This is a genomic window from Streptomyces tsukubensis, assembly GCF_003932715.1.
Taxonomy (GTDB): Bacteria; Actinomycetota; Actinomycetes; order Streptomycetales; family Streptomycetaceae; genus Streptomyces; species Streptomyces tsukubensis.
In genome coordinates this window covers 4,225,316-4,245,404 of sequence record NZ_CP020700.1, presented here as the reverse complement: position 1 = coordinate 4,245,404, position 20,089 = coordinate 4,225,316, and the positions used below count along the sequence as shown (strand labels likewise).

The window sequence follows — 20,089 nt, the reverse complement described above, 5'->3', positions numbered from 1 at the left end:
CGCCGGTCATCTCTCCGGACATCACCGCGTATCACCGTCAATCCATACGACATTCGAGACCTTCGCCCGTAAAATTGTGCCTCGCAAGCAAGTACTTCTCCCGCGAGGCGGATTCTCTTTGAAGCTCATACGCATGTCCGCGATTGTCATGTCCGTGGCCGTCGCTCCGGCGCTGGTGTTCTCCCTGACCTCGGCGTCCCCCGCCACCGCCGAGGCTCCGGCAACCACCGCCAACCCCGCCTCCTCCGACGAGGCGAACCGCGCCGCCATCGAGAAGCTGCTGGCCGATCCCCGGTCGGGCGACATCGTCCGTGAGTTTGCTCAGAAGGCCCTCGACGGCACCCCCGAGGACCGGGCCCGCTTCCTCGACGCCGGCCAGCACCACGCCCGGATGGACGACGACCGCATCCATACCCTGAGGATCGGCGAGACCGGCGGCCGGGGAGTGCGGGACGGCGTCAAGGCTGCCATGGACGCCAAAACCCGCAAGGCGCTGGTCGAGTTCATCGAGAGCGGCCAGTACAAGGAGCGGGAGACGGACGACCGCGTCCGCGTCGCCCAGATCATCTCCGGTGGCGGTGTCGCCGTGAAGCGCGACGGCGTGGCCGCCCTCAGGGCGGACAGCCACCGGGCCCTGATCGACTTCATCGACAAGGGCCAGTACACCGCCCGCATGGAGGACAACCGCGTCCGCGTCGCCCAGATCATGCACGCGGGCGGCGCTCAGGTGAAGGCCGCCGGCAACGTGGCTCTCGACTCCGACAGCTACCAGGCCCTGACCACCTTCCTGGAGGTCGGCCAGCACAACGCCCGCAACAAGGACGACCGCAACAGCGTCGCCCGGATCGTCTCCTACGGCGGCACGTACGTGAAGGCCGCCGGAAACGCCGCGCTCAAGGCCGGCACCCGCCAGGCCGTGGTCACCTTCCTCGACAGCGGCCAGCACAAGGCCCGTGCCAAGGACCAGGCCGCCGCTGCCAAGGCAAAGCGCTGACCCCAGCGGTCACCCCGCAGCACCGGCGCACCCTCCAACGCGTCACGACTCCGGTCGCCCCGGCACCGCCCCGCATCAGCGGCGGCGGTGCCGCTCCGGCTCACCGCCCACCGCTCTTCCCCGCCTCCAGCGGCGGGGCGCCCACCCCGCAGTTCACCCGGCACTCCGGATGCGCGCACGGCGCCTGCGGCCGCCGGATCCACACCGCCGCCACCAGCGAACCCACCACCAGCACCCCCGCACAGATCGGCATCGCCCGGTCGAAGGCCGCATCGAACTGCGCCGCCGAGCGGTACGCCTCCGGGCCCATCCCGACCAGCAGCGGCAGCGCCGCCACCGCCACCAGACCGGCCGCCCGCGCCGCCGCATTGTTCACCCCGCTGGCGATGCCCGCCCGCGCGGTCGGCACCGACGACAGCACCGTCGCCGTGAGCGGCGCGACGAGGGTCACCATCCCGAGCCCCAGCACCAGCAGCGCCGGGAGCACATCCGTCCAGTACGAGGGGGACGGCCCGACCCGCAGCATCAGCAGCAGCCCGCCCGCACAGAGCAGCGGCCCGACCGTCAGCGGCAGCCGCGGCCCCGTACGCTCCGCCAACTGGCCCGACGCCGCCGAGAACAGCAGCATCAGCAGCGTCGTCGGCAGCAGCGCCAGCCCGGCCTGGAGAGCCGAATAGCCGGAGACGACCTGGAGCTGGAGCGCGGCGAGGAAGAAGAACCCGCCGAACGCCGCGTACACACAGAGCGTCACCACATTGACCACGGTGAATATCCGCGACCGGAAGATCGACAGCGGCAGCATCGGATCCGGACTGCGCCGCTCGACCGCCACGAAGGCCAGCGCGACCAGCACCCCGATCACCCCGGGCCACCACTCCGCCGCGATCAGCGCATAGGTCACCAGGGCCAGCGCTCCCGCACCCAGCACGGCGCCCAGAACGTCGAAGCGCCCGCTGTGGGCCGCCGGATCCCGGGATTCCGGGACGTACCGCAGGGCGACCGGCACACAGAGCACGGCCAGCGGCACATTGATCAGAAAGACCCAGCGCCAGCCCGGCCCGTCGACCAGCCAGCCGCCGACGAACGGCCCGATCGCCGCGCCCACACCGCCGAATCCGGACCACAGGCCGACCGCCCGCGACCGGTCGTCGGGATGGAAACTGGCCTGGATGATCGCCAGGGATCCGGGCGTGAGCAGCGCACCGCCGATGCCCTGGAGGGCACGGGCCGCGATCAGCACCCCCGCATTGGGCGCGATCCCGCACAGCAGGGACCCCAGAGCGAACCACACCACCCCGACGACGAAGATCCGGCGCCGTCCGTAGCGGTCACCGAGCGCACCGCCGAGCAGGATCAGCCCGGCCAGGGTCAGCATGTAGGCGTTGACCGTCCACTGGAGGTCGGCCAGATCGGCGCCGAGATCCTCACCGATATGCGGCAGGGCGACATTGACGACCGTCGAGTCGAGCAGGGCCATGCTGGAGCCGAGCACCGTCGTGAACACGACCCAGCGCCCGGTGGCGGAAGCCAGTCTGAGCCCGCCGCCCGCATCCGCGCCGGGCCCCGCGCCGGAGCCCTTGACCAAGCCGGGCCCCGAGCCGCCGCCCGTGCCCGGTGCAGGGCTCGTACCCGGGCCGTCCCGGTCCCTCGCACCGCCCTCGGCGGCCGTATCCCCCGTATCCGCATCCATAAGGGGATGATCCCAGCGCTCCCCCGACCCGGCGACCCCTGTGGACAACCGCCTGTGGACAACGCGGCGCCGCACCGCGAAAGGGCGGCGGAAAAGCCGTACGGCGCCGCAGCGCTCCCGCGCCACGACGCCGTACGATAAAAACACCGGCCACCACAAGTCCATGCAGAAGCACGGACCGGCAGGGGAACTACTTCAGCTTCGTGCCCGAGGAGCGCAGCGCCGTGCAGGCCTCGACCACGCGCTGGGCCATGCCCGCCTCGGCCAGCTTGCCCCAGGTCCGCGGGTCGTACGCCTTCTTGTTGCCGACCTCGCCGTCGACCTTCAGAACGCCGTCGTAGTTCTGGAACATGTGCGCCACGACGGGCCGGGTGAACGCGTACTGCGTGTCCGTGTCGAGGTTCATCTTGACCACGCCGTTGTCGAGCGCGACGGCGATCTCCTCGGCGGTGGAGCCGGAGCCGCCGTGGAAGACGAAGTCGAACGGCGCGGCCTTGCCGTACTTCTCGCCGACGCCCTGCTGGAGGTCCTTCAGCAGCTCGGGGCGGAGCACGACGTTGCCCGGCTTGTAGACACCGTGGACATTGCCGAAGGAGGCGGCGAGCAGGTAGCGGCCCTTCTCGCCCAGACCGAGCGCCTCGGCGGTGCGCAGCGCGTCCTCGACGGTGGTGTACAGCTCGTCGTTGATCTCGTGCGTGACACCGTCCTCCTCGCCGCCGGTCGGGGTGATCTCGACCTCAAGGATGATCTTGGCGGCGGCGGCCAGCGGCAGCAGCTCCTGCGCGATGGACAGGTTGTCGGCCAGGTTCTCGGCCGAACCGTCCCACATGTGGGACTGGAAGAGCGGGTTACGGCCGGCCGCGACGCGCTCGGCGGAGATCGCCACCAGCGGACGGACGTACGTGTCCAGCTTGTCCTTCGGGCAGTGGTCCGTGTGCAGCGCGATGTTGACGTCGTACTTCGCGGCCACGATGTGCGCGAACTCGGCGAGGGCGACCGCGCCCGTCACCATGTCCTTGCTGTACTGGCCGCCCAGGAACTCCGCACCACCCGTGGAGATCTGGACGATGCCGTCGCTCTCGGCCTCCGCGAAGCCGCGCAGCGCGGCGTGGAGGGTCTGGGAGGAGGTCACGTTGATGGCCGGGTAGGCGAACTTGCCTGCCTTCGCCCGGTCGAGCATCTCGTTGTAGACCTCGGGGGTTGCGATGGGCATCTGTCCGCTCCTCGTGTCTGCGGTTCTGCGATATGTACGGGCCCTGACCTTGGGGCGACGTCATCGTCGGCCCCTATCTTCGCAGACCTCCCGACCGGCCCGGCCGTCCGGTCTGCGGGCATACGTACGGGGCGTCCCCCGGCCGTGCCGAACGCCTACCGGCCCGCTGCACCGCGGCTCACGGGCCGGTGCGCCGCGGCTCGCGGGGCGGTAGGACAAGACGCCCGGCCACTCGGGGCCCGGGCGCCCGGCCGTCGGGCGCTGCCCCGGGTGCCGTCAGCCCAGACCCAGCTCGTCGAGGGAGTACGCGTACAGATACGGCACCCCGGCCGTCTCGCTGATCTTCTCGCCCGCGCCCGTCGCCCGGTCCACGATCGTCGCCACCGCGACGACCTCGCCGCCCGCCTCGCGCACCGCCTCGACCGCGGTCAGCGGCGAACCGCCGGTCGTCGAGGTGTCCTCGACCACCAGACAGCGGCGGCCCTTGATGTCCGGCCCCTCGACCCGGCGCTGCATACCGTGCGCCTTGGCGGCCTTGCGGACCACGAACGCGTCCACGCTCCGGCCGCGCGCGGCCGCGGAGTGCAGGATCGCGGTCGCGACCGGGTCCGCGCCGAGGGTGAGCCCGCCGACGCAGTCGAAGTCGAGGTCCGCGGTCAGCTCCGACATGACCTGCCCGACGAGGGGTGCCGCGGTGCCGTCGAGCGTGATCCGCCGCAGATCCACGTAGTAGTCGGCCTCGATGCCCGAGGAGAGGGTCACCCTGCCGTGCACCACGGCCTTGTCTTTGATCTGCTGGAGCAGGTCAGCGCGTACGTCAGTCATGCCCACGAGCTTAGGGCCTGCCCGACGCCCCCTCCCGGCCGCGGCTCACAGGCGGCGCCAGCTCCAGGTCGTCGAGGTCTCCAGCGGGTCGATCGGGGTGACCAGCCGGGGGAGGGTGTTCAGCCCGTTCGGCGGCCCGGACTGCGGTTCGACGCAGATCGCCTCGGGCTGCTCGTCGTAGACCACGACCCACTGGCCCGAGCCGGTGATCTCCAGTTCGAGCTGCCCGGGCCAGGTGAGGGTGGCGGCGACCCCGTCGGGCATACCGAAGCAGTCGTCCCAGGGGCCGGGGCGGGGGTCGATCCGGCGCCCGGTCGGCAGATGGTCGTCGCCGCGCTCCTCCTGCCAGGCGGGGGCGAAGTCGAGCACCGCGTCCTCGCCGCCGATGTTCCGCAGGAACCAGGGGTGCCAGCCCGCCTGGGCCGGGAACGAGTCCTCCTGCGCCTCGACCGCGAGGGTCAGCGTCAGGGAGGAGTCCGTCAGCGCGAAGACCTGGGTCACCAGACCCGGGTACGGCCACGGTTCACCGAGTTCGTACGTGAACACCGCCTCGTTCTCGTCGGCCCGGCGGGTCCGCCAGACGGTGTCGCGGCCGGTGCCGTGGATGGCGTGCGGATCGGCGTTGACGGGGAGCTGATGCTGTACGGCGCCGTCCCGGAAGCGGCCGTGGTCCACCCGCCCGCACCAGGGGACCATCGGGAACGAGCCGTACCGCTCCCCCTGGCGGAGGAGCTCCGTGCCCCCGACGGTCAGGCTCGACACCCGGCATCCGTGGTCCGGCCGTACGGTCAACTCGGCGTCCCCGGCCCGGAGCCGTACGCCCTCTTCGCTGCCCTTGCTGCTGCTCACGTCCCGACCCTAACGGGAGTGCGGCGATCACGGCGCCGCAGGCCGTACCACCACGGAGGTACGGAACCGGGTCGGCGGCCCGCCGGCCGGGTCAGGCCCGGCGGCGGCGCAGCGCACGGGCCAGCAGCAGCGCGGAGCCCACGGCCGCGGCACCCGCGACCCAGCGGACCGGCACCTTCCGGCTTCCCGTGTCGGGGGCGGGGCGGGGCGCGTACCGGCCCCTCGGCGGGGCGTGGTCGACCTCCTCCGCGCTGCGGCCGATCATCGTGCGCCGGGCGTGGGCCGCCTCCGCGGGCGGCTCGTCACCGGAACCGCCACCCGGTACGCCCGGTACGCCCGCTGCACCCGGCTCACCGAGGCCGCTCAGGTCGCCCAGGTCGTTCAGGTCGCTCAGTGCGTCGAGTCCGTCCAGGCCGTCGCCGAACCCCGGCGGCAGTACGGGCGAGTCGTACACGGCCCCTTCCGCCTCGCCGTCACCGTCGACCTCGTCGACCTCATCGGCCTCCGCACCCTCCGCATGCTCCGCTGCGTACGCCGCCAGCGCCTCGGCGAAACGGTCCAGCAGGCGGCGCGCCGCCTGCTCCTTCGAGGTGTCCGGCAGCCCCGCGAGCCGCCCCTCCGCCTGCGCCGTACCGGCGAAGTCCAGCGTCGTACCGCCCGAGGCGTCGTCCCGGACCCGAACCGTCAGCACGGCCTTCACCGAACCCGGGCCGCGCGCTTCCGTGCCCTCGCCTTCGACGGTGAAGACGCCGTCGTGCTCCACGATCCCCAGCCGGCCCCGGTAGGTGATGGTGTGGTTGCCGACCCGGATCTTCAGCCGGCCCACCACCGCCGCACCGGGCTCCGCAGTTTCCCGCAGCTCCCCGGGCTTTCCGGCCGCGTCGAGCTGGAGCCCCGGGACGCAACGGGCCGCCTGTACGGGGTCCCTGAGCACCCGTCGTACGGACTCGACCGGAACCGGAACGAACACCTCATGGTCCATGACAACCGAGCCTACCCAGGGCGCCCCCGACCGTCTCCCCACCCGCCTCTTTCCGTTCCCGCAGGGCGCCGGTCGCATCAGTCCGGGTAGCGCGGATGGACGAGCGTCGACGGCGGAAGACCGGTCATCCGGGTCCGCTCGGCGTCCCGGGCGTCCACCGCGAGCAGCGCGTCCGTCAGCGAGCGCAGCGGGGGCGCGTCCGGGCCGAGGGCGAGCGGCGTGATCCGGCCGGGCGCGGCCAGCAGCAGCCCCCAGTCCTCGGGCGCCGACTCCGCGCCCAGCGCCTCGAAGTCCTCGTTGAGCCGGGCGCCCCGGCCGCCGCCGGAGAAAGCGGAGCCGGCGGAACCGGCCGGTCCCACGCGGTACGGGCTCGTCCCGTACCCCGCGGCGCGCAGTGTGGCCTCCGCCGTCCAGAACGCCCGGCGGCGGCCCTCCAGCGGGCCCGCGTGGACCGCCAGCCGCCCCTCGGGGGCCAGGATCCCGGCGACCAGCCCGTAGAACTCCTGCGAGTAGAACTTGCCGCCCTCGGTGGAGCCGGGGTCCGGCAGATCGGTGATCACCACGTCGTAACCCCCCGGCACCGCGCTGCCCGGGTCCCGCAGCCAGGCGAAGGCATCGGCCGTGACCACCCGGACCCGCGGATCCTCGTACGCCCGGTCGTTGAGCGCGGAGAGGCCGGGGTCGGTCCGGGCGAGCCGGACCATCCAGGGGTCCAGCTCCACGATCGTCAGGGACTCGGCCCCGGGGTGGCGCAGCACCTCCCGGGCGGCCAGCCCGTCGCCGCCGCCGAGGATCAGCACCCGGCGGTGACGGCCGTTCATCGCGGGGTGGACCAGGGCCTCGTGATAGCGGTACTCGTCGGCGCCGCTGACCCGGAGCCGCCCGTCGAGGAAGAGATCGGGCGGGCGGGAGCCGTCGCCGGTCAGCACGACCTCCTGGACCCCGGTCTGGACGGCGATCCGCACCCGGTCCCCGTACATCGCCCGCCGGGCCGCCTGCTCGAAGTCCCCGACCAGAGCGGTCGCGGTGGCGAGCAGGGCGAGGACGAGGGCGTTGGCGAACAGCAGCCAGTTACGGGAGCGGCGGGTCAGATCACGGCGGAAGAGCCACAGCACCAGGGCCCCGCCGACCAGGGCGTTGACCGCGCCGGTGAGCAGTCCGCTGGTGAGCCGGCCGAGCCACGGCAGCAGCAGGAACGGGAAGGCCAGCCCGCCGACCAGCGCGCCCACGTAGTCCGCGGCGAACAGGTCCGCGACCGTCCCCTCCGCGTCCCGGCGGGAGATCCGCTGGATCAGGGACATCAGCAGCGGGATCTCGGCGCCGATCAGGACGCCGATGGCCAGGGAGAAGGCGACCAGGACGCTCCGCGATTCACCGAGCCACGCGAACGTCGCGTACAGCACCATCGCCGAACAGCCGCCGACCAGCGCGAGCCCCAGCTCCAGCAGACCGAAGCCGACGGCGGCCCGGCAGCGCAGCCGCTTCGCGAGCAGCGAGCCGATCCCCATCGCGAACACCATCAGGGACAGCACCACAGAGGCCTGGGTGACGGAATCACCGATCAGATACGAGGCGAGGGCCACCAGCTCCAGCTCGTACACCAGACCGCAGGCGGCGCAGACGAAGACTCCGAGCAGCACCAGGAACCGGCCGGCGTCCGGGCGCACCGGCAGCGGAAGCGCCGCCGTCGGCGGGGACAACTGCGGTGACCGGTCGATCATGCAGTAACGCTACGTCACGTTTCGCGCACATCCTGTCACCCACACGTGTGCATCCGGCGCACGGACGCGGCCCGCCGCCTTTCGCGCCCCCGGCTCATCGGGTAAGAGCGCGCGCGAGGGCCGCGCACCCCGAACGGATCCGTACTACGCCCGCACACGGCCCGCGCGAACGCGCCGACGGAATCCCGTGCCTCCGCACTCCCGACCCTGCTGCGCCGCCGTGGGTCCGGGGCCCCGCGCCTGTCGCGTCCGTCGCGTCTATCGCGCCTGTCGCGTCCGTCGCGCCCGTCGCGCCTCCGGGCTAGAGCAGCACCTGCTCCGGGCAGCAGGCGACCTCCGCGCCCCGGGCGGCCACCCCGACCCGGGTCCGCGTGACGACCAGCCGCCCCTCCTGGGGATACGCGTGCCAGGTACGCCAGAGCACCTGCCGGCCCCGGCACTGCGCCATCATCGCGGTGAAGGCGTGCGGATCCCCGGGAAACGTTCCGGCGAGGGAGTTGGGATGGTCCGCGACCAGGGCCAGCAGCTCCTGGGCGCGCCCGGCGAACGACCCCTCGGACAGCGTCTCGACCCGCGCGGCGAACTCGTACTCCCAGGCGCCGAGCCGCTCCGAGACCCCCAGGGGCAGGGGCGTTCTGCTGCCGGGCATACAGGCCACGGTCTCGGAGCAGGTGCCCTGTTCGTCTTCCAGCAGCACCTGATGGGAAGCGCCGAGCAGCCTGAGCTGCAGCTTGGCCCCGGCGAGTTCGAGGTCGAGGACGGCCAGGGCGGGCAGGGGCTCCCGGCCGAGGGCCCAGGCGAGGTCGTCGGCACGGGTATCGGTGTAGGCGGTATGGAGGGTGGTGAGCATGGATCGGCTCCGCAAACACGCTTCGGCGGTGGATACATGGACCTGAAGGCGCCCCGGAGCGCAAAGACGGCAGGATCTGAAGAGAAATGGGGGACGCGCCTGATCGGGCCCGGATGCCGGCCCGAAGGCTGGACGGTTCCAACAGGTTCCGTCGTCAACGGAATCACGAAGTACGCGGGGCTCACAGCGTTTTTACCCAAGTTGGCGGGGTTTCCATCCCCTGGGTGGCCTTGCGGTTCACCTGTTCAAGAAAATCCGTACGTAGTATCGAATGACGGGAACCTCCCCGCCCCCCGCTACCGCCGCAGAGCACCCGCTCCGATGCCAACACCCGTACCCCCGAAACGACTTCGGCACCTGGCGAAAGGGTCGCCCCTCCCGCCAGGTGCCTCCGGGTCGCGGATCGGCTGCCCCGTGTCAGCCGCTTCCGCCGTCAGCTCCCCCTGTCTCGTTAAGCCCATATCCAACCATTTCTCGTCATTCAGGTCACTACAGGTCACTACAGGGCACTTCAGGGCACTTCTCACCGGAGCGGTTCAGTCACCACCACCACCGCCGCAGCCCCCACCACCGCCGCAGCTGTGCCCGGTGTCCCCGCTGCTCCACCACGAACCGCCCGAATCGGAATCGGAGCCCCTGCGGCTCCGTCGGCCCTCCCTCACCCCGCGCCTGTTCAGTGCCAGGACGCCGAACCAGATCAGCGCCAGCAAGACCAGCACGATGACCAGCGGTACCCCCATGACCTTCACCGTTCCTTCCGAGCTTCTCCGTATCCGGGATGCCCCGCCCCGCCGTGCGCCAAAGCCGACTTGAGCAAGTCCAGAGCTTCGGCCCAGGATGGCCGCATGGCGACCACGGAGCAGTCCACCACCGGATCTTCCACCGGCCCCGAGTCCGGGCCCGCACCGGGGGCCCGCCGGACGGCGGACCGCCCCCTGCTCACCGGCAGGCTCACCGGTTTCGGGACCACGATCTTCGCGGAGATGTCGGCCCTGGCCGCCGAGACCGGCGCGATCAACCTGGGCCAGGGCTTCCCCGACACCGACGGCCCCGAGTCCGTCCGCGAGGCGGCCGTCCGCGCGATCCGCGACGGGCGTGGCAACCAGTACCCGCCGGGGCCCGGCATCCCCGAACTGCGGACCGCGATCGCCGGCCACCAGCTCTCCCGCTACGGGCTCCACCACGACCCGGACACCGACGTCCTCGTCACCGCGGGCGCCACCGAGGCCATCGCGGCGGCCCTCCTCGCCCTGGTCGAACCCGGCGACGAGGTCATCGCCCTGGAGCCGTACTACGACTCGTACGCCGCCTGCATCGCCCTCGCGGGCGGCCGGCGGGTCCCGGTCACCCTCCGCCCCCGCGACGGCGCCTACCACCTGGACCTGGACGAACTGCGCGACGCGATCACCGACCGCACCCGGCTCATCCTCCTCAACACCCCGCACAATCCGACCGGTACGGTCCTCGGCCGCGACGAACTCGCCGCAATCGCGGAGCTGGCCGTCGAACACGATCTGCTCGTCGTGACGGACGAGGTCTACGAGCACCTGGTCTTCGAGGGCGAACACCACCCCATCGCCGGTTTCCCCGGGATGCGCGAGCGCACGGTCACCATCGGCAGCGCGGGCAAGACGTACTCGCTGACCGGCTGGAAGGTCGGCTGGATCACCGCGTCCGCCCCGCTCGTCACGGCCGTCCGCACGGTGAAGCAGTTCCTGACCTATGTCTCGGCGGGCCCGTTCCAGTACGCCGTCGCCGAGGCGCTGCAGCTCCCGGAGGCGTACTACGAGGAACTGCGGGCGTCCCTGCGGGCCCGCCGCGATCTGCTCGCGGACGGCCTCACCGCGGCGGGCTTCACGGTGTACCGCCCGGCGGGCACCTATTTCATCACCACCGACATCCGCCCGCTCGGCGCGTCCGACGGCATCGCCTTCTGCCGCGAGCTGCCGCACCGGTGCGGAGTGGTGGCCGTCCCCAACGCGGTCTTCTACGACGATGCGGAACAGGGCGCGCCCTTCATCCGCTTCGCCTTCTGCAAGAGCCCCGCGCTCCTCGAAGAGGCCGCCGCCCGGCTGCGCCGTCTGTAAGCAGCCCCGCAGCGTCCGGGGGCTGCGCCGTACGAGTGGGAAGCGCGGCGCGGCGCGGCCTGTCGGCGCAGCGTGACTCGCGCGGCACCCCCGCGCGGCCCATGTTGTGTCGGAAGGAGACGAACCGCGACCGGAGGTGCCCCCTGTCCGCCGAAACGGCCTTCGACGACACAGCGGCACCCGCCACGCACGACACGAACGACACGCGCCACAGCCCCCGCACCCTTCACTCGGCCCTGCTGCGCATCGCCCCCGCCGTCGGGCTGTTCGCCGCGGCACGGCTGACCGGGCTGGTCCTGATGAGCGTCTGGGCCTGGCACATCGGACGGCAGCCGCGGGCCATCCTCGGCCGGGCCTGGGACGCGGACTGGTACATGCTCATCGCCGAACACGGCTACGGGCGGGTGCTGACCTGGCCCGGCGCGGTCCAGAGCGACCTGGCGTTCTTCCCGCTCTACCCCGGGCTGGTGCGCGGTCTGTCGTACGCCGTCCCGGACCGGATCACCAGCGGCAGCATCGGGCTGCTGATCTCCTGGTCGGCGGCGCTGGTCGCGGCGGCCGGGATCTACGCGGTGGGCGAGCGGCTGCACGGCCGCCGGACGGCGACGGTGCTGGTGCTGCTGTGGGGGCTGCTGCCGCATTCGGTCGTGCTCACCATGGCGTACACGGAACCGCTGCTGACCGCGTTCGCCGCCTGGTCGCTGTACGCACTGCTGACCCGCCGCTGGCTGTGGGCGGGGGGCCTCGCCGCGCTCGCGGGCCTCTCCCGGCCCAACGGGATCGCGGTGGCCGCCGCGGTGCTGTGCGTGGTGGCGTACGAACTCGTCCGCGGAGGCCGCGGGGGTCGCGGGGGCCGTCGGGATCCGAGGCTGTGGGCGGCCGCGGCGCTCGCCCCCACCGGCTGGTGCGGCTACGTCCTCTGGGTCGGCTTCCGCACCGGCGATCCGCTCGGCGGCTACTTCGCCGTACAGCGCGGCTGGACGTCGACCTTCGACTTCGGCGCCGGGGCGGCCCGCGTGGTCCGCGATATCGCGCTGCGGCCCGTCGCGCTGCCGCTGACGATGGCACTGCTGATCGTGCTCGTATCGACGGTGCTGTTCGCACTGCTGGTGCTGGCCCGCCCGCCCGCCGCGCTGCTGGTCTACACGGGGGTACTGGTGCTGATCACCCTCGGCGGGTCCGGGTTCTTCGAGTCGAAACCGCGGTTCCTGCTGCCGGCGTTCCCGCTGCTGCTGCCGGTGGCGCTGGCACTGACGAGAGCCCGGCCCAGGGCGGCGATCGCGGTGATCGCCGCCCTGGCCGGGCTCTCGTTCGGCTACGGCACCTATCTGCTGACGCTGTCACCGATGGCGCTCTGATCCGGCGGAACCCCGCCGGACCTGCCGGGACGTGTCCGGGGCCGGTGGTCAGGCCTCGTCGGGTCCGGCACCCTCCTGGCCGCCCTCCGAGGGCTTGAAGCCCATCTCGGTGGCGAACCAGTTGTCGAACTCCATCGACGCCTGCACCCAGCTCACGGTGGAGGAGACGAAGTGGTCGAGGCTCACGCCCATGCCGATCAGCATCTGCGCCTCACCGATGAGACGGACGGACGCGCCGCCCTCCTCGTCCTCGTGCAGATGCGTGTAGACCTTCGGCCAGAGGGTGCGGCGGTTCCAGTCGTCGATCTTCTCCAGGATCCGGGTGCGCTCCTCGACGTCCAGCGGACGGTCGTAGAAGGTCCGGACGGAGAAGACCTGCTGCTCGTTCTCGCCGCGGAACATGAAGTACGTGCGGAACTCCTCCCACGGCGCAGCGAGGTCGCCCTCGTCGTCGACGACGTACTTCAGCTCCATCTGGTCGAGGAGCTGCTTCACGAGGTCCTGGTCGGGAACGACGGGTCCCGCCGGTCCTGCGGCCTGCGGCTGGGGCTGGCCCCCGAAATTCGGAATCGAGGACGGATCGATGGTCACCCTGGTATTCCCTTCGTACGGATGCGGCCATCCTCCCCCATGGCGGGGCCGGGCCCCAAGCGCCCCCGGGGCATTCCCGGGGGCGTTCCGGATCAGCCGGCCGCCACCGGTCCGACGATCAGCCCGTCCTCGAAGCGGTCCACCCGTACGGTGTCGCCGTCGGTGACCTCACCGGCCAGGATCTCCCGGGCGAGCCGGTCCCCGATCGCGGTCTGCACCAGCCGCCGCAGCGGCCGGGCGCCGTAGGCCGGGTCGTTGCCCTCCTCGGCGAGCCACTCCAGCGCTTCGGGCGTGACCTCCAGGACGAGCTGCCGCTCCGCGAGCCGCTTCGCCAGCCGGCCGATCTGGAGATCTGCGATCCGCTTCAGCTCGTCGACGTCGAGCGCCGAGAAGACCACCAGATCGTCGAGGCGGTTGAGGAACTCGGGCTTGAACGAGGCCCGGACCGTGTTCAGCACCTGCTGCCGCTTCTCGTCCGCCGAGGTCGACTGATCGACCAGATACTGGCTGCCGAGGTTCGACGTCAGGATCAGGATGGTGTTGCGGAAATCGACCGTACGGCCCTGTCCGTCGGTGAGCCGGCCGTCGTCGAGCACCTGGAGCAGTACATCGAAGACCTCCGGATGCGCCTTCTCCACCTCGTCCAGCAGCACCACGCTGTACGGGCGGCGGCGCACCGCCTCGGTGAGCTGGCCGCCCTCCTCGTAGCCGACGTAGCCGGGGGGCGCGCCGACCAGCCGGGCGACGCTGTGCTTCTCGCCGTACTCCGACATGTCGATCCGGACCATCGCCCGCTCGTCGTCGAAGAGGAAGTCCGCCAGCGCCTTCGCCAGCTCCGTCTTGCCGACGCCCGTCGGGCCCAGGAAGAGGAAGGAGCCGGTCGGCCGGTCGGGGTCCGCGATGCCGGCCCGGGTCCGCCGTACCGCGTCGGACACCGCCCGGACCGCCTCCGACTGGCCGATCAGCCGCCGCCCCAGCTCGTCCTCCATCCGCAGCAGCTTCTGCGTCTCGCCCTCCAGCAGCCGCCCGGCGGGGATCCCGGTCCAGGAGCCCACCACATCCGCGATGTCGTCGGAGCCGACCCCCTCCTTGACCATGGTGTCCGTACGGGCCTCGGCCTCGGCCTCGGAGGCCTCCGCCAGCTCCCGCTCCAGCGCCGGGATCTCCCCGTACAGCAGCTTGGAAGCGGTGTCGAAATCGCCGTCGCGCTGGGCCCGCTCGGCCCGGCCGCGCACCTCGTCGAGCCGGGTCTTCAGCTCACCGACCCGGTTCAGGCCCTGCTTCTCCTTCTCCCAGCGGGCCGTCAGCCCGCGCAGCTCCTCCTGCCGGTCGGCCAGATCGCGGCGGAGCTTCTCCAGCCGCTGGCGCGACGCGGCGTCGGACTCGTTCTTCAGCGCCATCTCCTCCATCAGCAGCCGGTCGACGGAGCGCTGCAGCTCGTCGATCTCGACCGGCGAGGAGTCGATCTCCATCCGGAGCCGGGACGCGGCCTCGTCGACCAGGTCGATGGCCTTGTCGGGCAGGAAGCGGGAGGTGATGTAGCGGTCGGAGAGGGTGGCGGCGGCCACCAGCGCGGAGTCCGCGATCTGCACCTTGTGATGGGCCTCGTAACGGCCCTTGAGACCGCGCAGGATGGCGATGGTGTCCTCGACCGTCGGCTCGGCCACCAGCACCTGCTGGAAGCGCCGCTCCAGCGCCGGATCCTTCTCGATGCGCTCGCGGTACTCGTCGAGAGTGGTGGCGCCGACCATCCGCAGCTCGCCGCGGGCCAGCATCGGCTTGAGCATATTGCCCGCGTCCATCGCGGAGTCGCCGCCCGCGCCCGCGCCGACGACGGTGTGCAGCTCGTCGATGAAGGTGATGATCTGCCCGTCGCTCTGCTTGATCTCGGAGAGGACGGTCTTCAGCCGCTCCTCGAACTCACCGCGGTACTTGGCACCGGCCACCATCGCGCCGAGGTCCAGGGAGACCAGCCGCTTGTTCTTCAGGGACTCGGGCACGTCCCCCTTCACGATCCGCTGCGCCAGCCCCTCCACGACCGCCGTCTTGCCGACGCCGGGCTCGCCGATCAGCACCGGGTTGTTCTTGGTGCGCCGGGAGAGCACCTGCACCACCCGGCGGATCTCCTGGTCCCGGCCGATGACCGGGTCGAGCCGGCCCTCGCGGGCGGCCGCGGTGAAGTCCGTACCGAACTTCTCCAGCGCCTTGTACTGGCCCTCGGGGTCGGCGGTGGTGACCCGGCGGCCGCCGCGGGCCGCGGAGAACGCCGCCAGCAGCTTCTTCGCCGTGGCGCCCTGGCCGGAGAGCACCTCGGCCGCCGCACCACCCTTGGCGGCGGTGCCGATCAGCAGATGCTCGGTGGAGAGATAGTCGTCCCCCAGCTCCTTGGCGCGCTCGGCGGCGTCCGCGAGGACGGCGAGGAAGTCGCGGCTGGGCTGGGGCGGTGCGACGGTGGATCCGGTGACGCTGGGCAGCGACGCGAGGACCCGCTCCGCCCCGGCCCGGATCGCCGCCTGGTCGGCCTCGACCGCGGCCAGCAGATCGGTGAGGTTCTCGTTGTCGGAGCCGGAGAGCAGCGCCAGCAGCAGATGGGCGGGGGTCAGATCGGGATGGCCGCCCGACACCGCGCGACTGGTCGCGGCGTTGATGGCGTCCCGGCTCTTGTTGGTCAGCTCGGCGTCCACGTCCGGTAACTCCTCCTCGCAGGTCACTCACGCAGGTCACTGAGTCCGGGTACGGCCCCGGACCGCACCCGCCCACTAAGTCTGACTCATTCAACCTGCACAAAGTTGAGTCTATTCCACTCAAGGCCCGGCCTCAACCGCCGGCGGCCCGGCACACGCCCTACGCTGGATTCCATGGCGATCACCGATCTGAACGAGCTGTCCCCCGGCTATCTGGAGTTCTGGCGCGAACACCATCTGTGCACTCTGACGACGCTCAGGGCGGACGGTTCCCCGCATGTGGTCCCGGTCGGGGTGACCTTCGAGCCCGAGGCCGGACTGGCCCGGGTGATCACCAACAAGTCCAGCCGGAAGGTCGCCCATGTCCTCGCGGGCACCGCGGACGGGCAGGGCGCGCGGGTCGCGGTCTGCCAGCTGGACCGGGGGCGCTGGGCGACGCTGGAGGGCCGGGCCCGGATCGTCACGGAGCCGGAGGCCGTCGCGGACGCGGTCCGGCGCTATGCCGAGCGGTACGGACGCACCCCGAAGCCCAACCCGGACCGGGTCCTCGTCGAAATCACCGTGGAACGGGCCCTGGGCCGCGCCTGAGACCCCGCCCGCGCCCGCCGGGCGCCAGGGGGCCGCATTGCGGGCCCACCGCCCGTACGCAGACGCACAGCGGCGCCATCGCGTTTCAGGTCCGCGATGGCGCCGCTGTGTGGGGGATGTGCCGGAGCGATCTGGAACGACGGGGGAATCGCTCAGGCACTTCGGGGGGTGGCTCGGGTGGTGTTGGTGTCCGGATCGGCCAGCCGGTGGTCGCGCTGGTCGAGGTTCACAAAAATCATTCCGTATCGGATGGCGCAGCGGACGGGCTGCGGCGCGCCCCTCGGACGGCGGAGGCACCGGTAGGCGCGGACGTCCTCGTCCTCCTCGCGGGCCACGACGATCGGCTCGCCGAACAGGGTGACCATCAACGAGTCGCCTCGGTGGGGAATGGCCGTGACGAGGTCGATGAAATGCCACCCGGAGCGGTAGGCCGTGGCCATCTCGCGCCGGAAGGAGCGGTCATCCGGTGGAACGGTCATGCGTCCGCACCTTCGGAAGCAGGTGCGGTGGTGAGTTCCCAGGAAGGCTCGCCGTCGTCGGCAGTGGCCGCCGCGAACGGTCCACCGACCTCCCACGAGGGCTCACCCTGGTCCGCCGCCGCGACGGCTGCGGGGACGCGCTCCCAAGAGGGCTCGCCGGTGAATCCGGCCGCGCCCAGCGCGGCGCCCGCCAAGGCAAGAGCACATAGCGCACGTAGCGTCCTAGACATGGGTGATCTCCACCTCATTTGATCATTCCTCCTCCCCCGCGCATAAGACGATGTCTCACTCCGAACGCTTGCACCAGCGACGGCAGGCATCATGTTCCTGTAATGCAGGAACATGAGGGGGTACATATGACGTCTCATGGGGGCGAACTCGGACACCCTCACTCAGACGGCAAGTTGTGCGAGGCGGGAAAGAGTCTTTACATCACCGCGCTGCGGAGCGGCCGGCTGTCCCGGCTGGAGGCGGAGACCGCGCCCTGCCTGTTCGACCTCGCACTGCTCGATCCGGACCCGTATGACGCCCAGTGGCTCCGACCGGTTGCTCCCACCACGGCACTGGCGCAACTGATTCACCCCATCGAGAGGGAGATCCAGGACCGCCGCCGGCGGGCCGTCGCCCTCACCGACGCTCTCGAACCGTTTATGTCCATCAGTGCCCAGGGCTCGCCCGTGCCCGACGGCATCACCGTCCTCGAAGGCCTCAACCGGATCAACGCCAGTCTGGACCAGGTCACCGCCGACTGCACGGAGGAGCTTCTCACAGTCCAGCCGGGCAGCGGACGGCAGCCGCACTCCCTGGAGAAGGCGCTGCACCGGGTGCAGCCGCTGATCGAACGCGGGGTCCGGATGCGGACCCTCTACCAGCACACCGCCCGCCACCATCCCGCCACGCTCTCCTATATGGAGAAGGTCGGCCCGTCCGGAGTGGAGGTGCGCACCCTCGAAGAAATCATCGACCGGCTGATCATCGTGGACCGGAAGGTGGCCTTCATCCCCGCCAGCAGCGACCGGCTGTTCGCTCTGGAGCTGCGGCACAAGGGGATCGTGGACTATCTGGTCGGCGTCTTCGAGCAGTTCTGGCTGCACGGACTGCCGTGGGACGAGCCCATCTCGTACGGCCCCGATCTCAACGGGGTGACGGGTGTCCAGCGCTCCATCGCCAAACTGCTGGTGGAGGGGCATGTCGACGAGGCAATCGCCCGCCGGCTGGGGATGAACGTCCGGACCTGCCGGGCCCATATCGCCAAACTCGGCTCGTCGCTGGGCAGCGGCAGCCGTACCCAACTGGGGTATCTGATCGCCCAGTCGGGAATCCTGGAGCACGAAACGCCGACCTCGGCGGGCTGACGGCCCCCCGCCCGCGCCGTTCACCAATGCAACGGGACGCGGGCGGGACGGCTGTCACACCGTACGGCGAAGCGCTGTCCACCGGCGTGCTGTACGCCGGTGTGCTGTACGCCGGTGTGCTGTACGCCGGTGGGTCATGCGCTCCGGTGGGCTACTCGCCGGGGCGCTTGGGCCGCCATACGACCAGCGCGCTCGCCTGCTGCACGTCCTGGTACGGCACCAGATCGCGCCGGTACGAGGCGTGGACCTGCGATTCGCGCTGCCGCATCGCCGCCGCCGCGCCCTCGACCGCGGCCGTCAGCTCGGCCACCCGGGACTGGAGCGCCGCGACCTGGTTCTCCAGCTCGATGATGCGCTTGATGCCCGCGAGGTTGATGCCCTCGTCCTGGGACAACTGCTGCACCGTACGGAGCAGTTCGATGTCCCGGGCGGAGTAGCGCCGCCCCCGGCCCGCCGTACGGTCGGGGGAGACCAGCCCCAGCCGGTCGTACTGCCGCAGCGTCTGCGGGTGCAGCCCGGAGAGCTGGGCCGCCACCGAGATCACGTACACCGGTGACTCGTCGGTCAGTTCGTAGGGGTTGCGGCGCCTTCCGTCCATCGTCCTCATGCTCCCTTCGCGGCCTCGAAGAGCTCGGCCCTCGGGTCCTCGTCCGCGGTGGCCTCGCGATAGGCCTCCAGCGCTTCCTTCGCCTTGCCGCTCAGATCCTTCGGGACCGTCACCTCCACGGTGACCAGCAGATCGCCGCGGGTGCCGTCCTTGCGGACCGCTCCCTTGCCGCGGGCCCGCATGGTGCGCCCGTTGGGCGTGCCCGCGGGCAGCTTCAGGGTCACCGGCGGGCCGCCGAGCGTGGGCACCTTGACCTCGCCGCCCAGTACGGCCTCCGTGTACGTCACGGGCACGGTGACGGTCAGGTTGTCGCCACGGCGGCCGAACACGGGGTGCTCGCCGACATGGACGACGACATAGAGGTCACCGGCCGGGCCGCCGCGCTCGCCCGGGGCTCCCTTGCCGCGCAGCCGGATCCGCTGGCCGTCGGAGACGCCCGCCGGGATCCGCACCTGCATGGTGCGCGAGGAGCGGGCCCGTCCGCTGCCCTTGCAGACCTCGCAGGGGTCCTGGGCGATCAGCCCGCGGCCCTTGCAGTCCACACAGGGATCGGTCAGCGAGAAGGAGCCGCTGCCGCCGCGGGAGACCTGGCCGGTGCCGACGCAGGTCGGGCAGACCCGGGGGTTGCCGTTCTTGTCGCCGGTGCCGGAACAGGCCTTGCACGCCGCGGAGCTGGACATCCGCAGCGGGACCGTGGCCCCGTCGACGGCCTCGGTGAAGCTGAGCGTCACCTCGGACTCGATGTCCTGGCCGCGCCGCGGCTGGACCCGGGTCCCGGCGCCCGCACCGCGGTTGAACAGCCCGCCGAACACATCGCCCAGACCGCCGCCGAAGCCACCGGCCCCGCCGGGCTGGGGGCCCCCGCCCTGGGCGCCTCCGAAGAGGTCGCCCAGGTCGAAGTTGAAGCTGCCGCCGCCCGGCCCGGCGCGGAAGCCGCCGTTGCCGAAGAGGGCGCGGGCCTCGTCGTACTCCTTGCGCCGCTTGGGGTCGCCGAGGATGTCATTGGCCTCGGAGATCTCCTTGAAGCGCTCCTCCGCCTTGTTGTCACCCTTGTTGGCGTCCGGGTGGAACTCGCGGGCGAGCTTCCGGTACGCCTTCTTGATCTCGGCTTCGGTGGCGTCCTTGGGGACGCCGAGGACCTTGTAGTAGTCCTTCTCGACGAAGTCCTTCGTGTTCATCGACGTCCCTCCTCCCGGGCGGTGCCGCGCACGCTCCG

General features: G+C 71.4%; 19 protein-coding genes. 5 read left to right on the top strand and 14 right to left on the bottom strand.

Annotated features, from left to right (window positions below):
- Positions 1–133: 133 nt before the first annotated feature.
- Complete coding sequence (locus B7R87_RS17325) at positions 134–994, top strand: ALF repeat-containing protein (RefSeq protein WP_006347785.1); 861 nt, start codon at positions 134–136, stop codon at positions 992–994.
- A 100-nt stretch (positions 995–1,094) separates the two neighbouring features.
- On the opposite strand, the gene B7R87_RS17320 is transcribed toward B7R87_RS17325, so the two are convergent.
- The 8 genes from B7R87_RS17320 to B7R87_RS17285 form a co-directional block, all read right to left on the bottom strand.
- Positions 1,095–2,684 carry an MFS transporter gene (locus B7R87_RS17320; protein WP_006347786.1) on the bottom strand — a complete coding sequence of 530 codons (1,590 nt, stop codon included), beginning with the start codon at positions 2,682–2,684 and terminating at the stop codon, positions 1,095–1,097.
- Positions 2,685–2,874: 190 nt separating this feature from the next.
- Positions 2,875–3,897 carry a class II fructose-bisphosphate aldolase gene (gene fbaA, locus B7R87_RS17315; RefSeq protein ID WP_006347787.1) on the bottom strand — a complete coding sequence of 341 codons (1,023 nt, stop codon included), beginning with the start codon at positions 3,895–3,897 and terminating at the stop codon, positions 2,875–2,877.
- Between the two features lie 276 nt (positions 3,898–4,173).
- Positions 4,174–4,722, bottom strand: a complete 549-nt coding sequence (pyrE, locus tag B7R87_RS17310) for an orotate phosphoribosyltransferase (protein WP_006347788.1) — start codon at positions 4,720–4,722, stop codon at positions 4,174–4,176.
- A 45-nt stretch (positions 4,723–4,767) separates the two neighbouring features.
- On the bottom strand, positions 4,768–5,571 hold the full coding sequence (locus tag B7R87_RS17305) for an aldose epimerase family protein (protein ID WP_006347789.1): 804 nt from the start codon (positions 5,569–5,571) through the stop codon (positions 4,768–4,770).
- Positions 5,572–5,662: 91 nt separating this feature from the next.
- Positions 5,663–6,553, bottom strand: coding sequence for an SRPBCC domain-containing protein (locus tag B7R87_RS17300; RefSeq protein ID WP_130584963.1), 891 nt, complete (start codon positions 6,551–6,553; stop codon positions 5,663–5,665).
- Positions 6,554–6,630: 77 nt separating this feature from the next.
- Entirely contained in the window at positions 6,631–8,274 is a 1,644-nt protein-coding gene (locus B7R87_RS17295) for a polyamine aminopropyltransferase (protein WP_006347791.1), read from the bottom strand.
- Positions 8,275–8,575: 301 nt separating this feature from the next.
- A complete protein-coding gene (locus B7R87_RS17290) occupies positions 8,576–9,124 on the bottom strand; it encodes a DUF2617 family protein (protein WP_006347792.1) in 549 nt (182 codons plus the stop codon).
- Positions 9,125–9,660: 536 nt separating this feature from the next.
- Complete coding sequence (locus B7R87_RS17285; RefSeq protein WP_040915366.1) at positions 9,661–9,864, bottom strand: hypothetical protein; 204 nt, start codon at positions 9,862–9,864, stop codon at positions 9,661–9,663.
- 105 nt (positions 9,865–9,969) lie between these two features.
- Between B7R87_RS17285 and B7R87_RS17280 the strand changes: the two genes are divergently transcribed.
- Both B7R87_RS17280 and B7R87_RS17275 read left to right on the top strand, forming a co-directional pair.
- On the top strand, positions 9,970–11,211 hold the full coding sequence (locus B7R87_RS17280) for a pyridoxal phosphate-dependent aminotransferase (RefSeq protein ID WP_006347793.1): 1,242 nt from the start codon (positions 9,970–9,972) through the stop codon (positions 11,209–11,211).
- Positions 11,212–11,312: 101 nt separating this feature from the next.
- Entirely contained in the window at positions 11,313–12,569 is a 1,257-nt protein-coding gene (locus tag B7R87_RS17275) for a glycosyltransferase family protein (RefSeq protein WP_006347794.1), read from the top strand.
- A gap of 48 nt (positions 12,570–12,617) precedes the next feature.
- On the opposite strand, the gene B7R87_RS17270 is transcribed toward B7R87_RS17275, so the two are convergent.
- Both B7R87_RS17270 and clpB read right to left on the bottom strand, forming a co-directional pair.
- Positions 12,618–13,160, bottom strand: a complete 543-nt coding sequence (locus B7R87_RS17270; protein WP_006347795.1) for a type III secretion system chaperone family protein — start codon at positions 13,158–13,160, stop codon at positions 12,618–12,620.
- 92 nt (positions 13,161–13,252) lie between these two features.
- On the bottom strand, positions 13,253–15,844 hold the full coding sequence (gene clpB, locus B7R87_RS17265; RefSeq protein ID WP_006347796.1) for an ATP-dependent chaperone ClpB: 2,592 nt from the start codon (positions 15,842–15,844) through the stop codon (positions 13,253–13,255).
- A 174-nt stretch (positions 15,845–16,018) separates the two neighbouring features.
- Between clpB and B7R87_RS17260 the strand changes: the two genes are divergently transcribed.
- A complete protein-coding gene (locus B7R87_RS17260; RefSeq protein WP_006347797.1) occupies positions 16,019–16,432 on the top strand; it encodes a pyridoxamine 5'-phosphate oxidase family protein in 414 nt (137 codons plus the stop codon).
- A 152-nt stretch (positions 16,433–16,584) separates the two neighbouring features.
- On the opposite strand, the gene B7R87_RS17255 is transcribed toward B7R87_RS17260, so the two are convergent.
- Positions 16,585–16,911 carry a Rieske (2Fe-2S) protein gene (locus B7R87_RS17255; RefSeq protein WP_006347798.1) on the bottom strand — a complete coding sequence of 109 codons (327 nt, stop codon included), beginning with the start codon at positions 16,909–16,911 and terminating at the stop codon, positions 16,585–16,587.
- The gene (locus B7R87_RS17250; protein ID WP_006347799.1) at positions 16,908–17,105 is read right to left on the bottom strand and encodes a hypothetical protein; all 198 of its coding nucleotides are present in this window, start codon (positions 17,103–17,105) and stop codon (positions 16,908–16,910) included. Before B7R87_RS17250 ends, B7R87_RS17255 begins: the two co-directional genes overlap by 4 nt.
- A gap of 162 nt (positions 17,106–17,267) precedes the next feature.
- Here B7R87_RS17250 and B7R87_RS17245 point away from each other — a divergent pair, with 162 nt between their 5' ends.
- Positions 17,268–18,266 carry a helix-turn-helix domain-containing protein gene (locus B7R87_RS17245; RefSeq protein ID WP_045852947.1) on the top strand — a complete coding sequence of 333 codons (999 nt, stop codon included), beginning with the start codon at positions 17,268–17,270 and terminating at the stop codon, positions 18,264–18,266.
- Positions 18,267–18,417: 151 nt separating this feature from the next.
- On the opposite strand, the gene B7R87_RS17240 is transcribed toward B7R87_RS17245, so the two are convergent.
- A complete protein-coding gene (locus B7R87_RS17240) occupies positions 18,418–18,864 on the bottom strand; it encodes a heat shock protein transcriptional repressor HspR (protein WP_006347801.1) in 447 nt (148 codons plus the stop codon).
- Positions 18,865–18,869: 5 nt separating this feature from the next.
- Positions 18,870–20,051 carry a molecular chaperone DnaJ gene (gene dnaJ / locus B7R87_RS17235; RefSeq protein WP_006347802.1) on the bottom strand — a complete coding sequence of 394 codons (1,182 nt, stop codon included), beginning with the start codon at positions 20,049–20,051 and terminating at the stop codon, positions 18,870–18,872.
- Between the last annotated feature and the right edge of the window lie 38 nt (positions 20,052–20,089).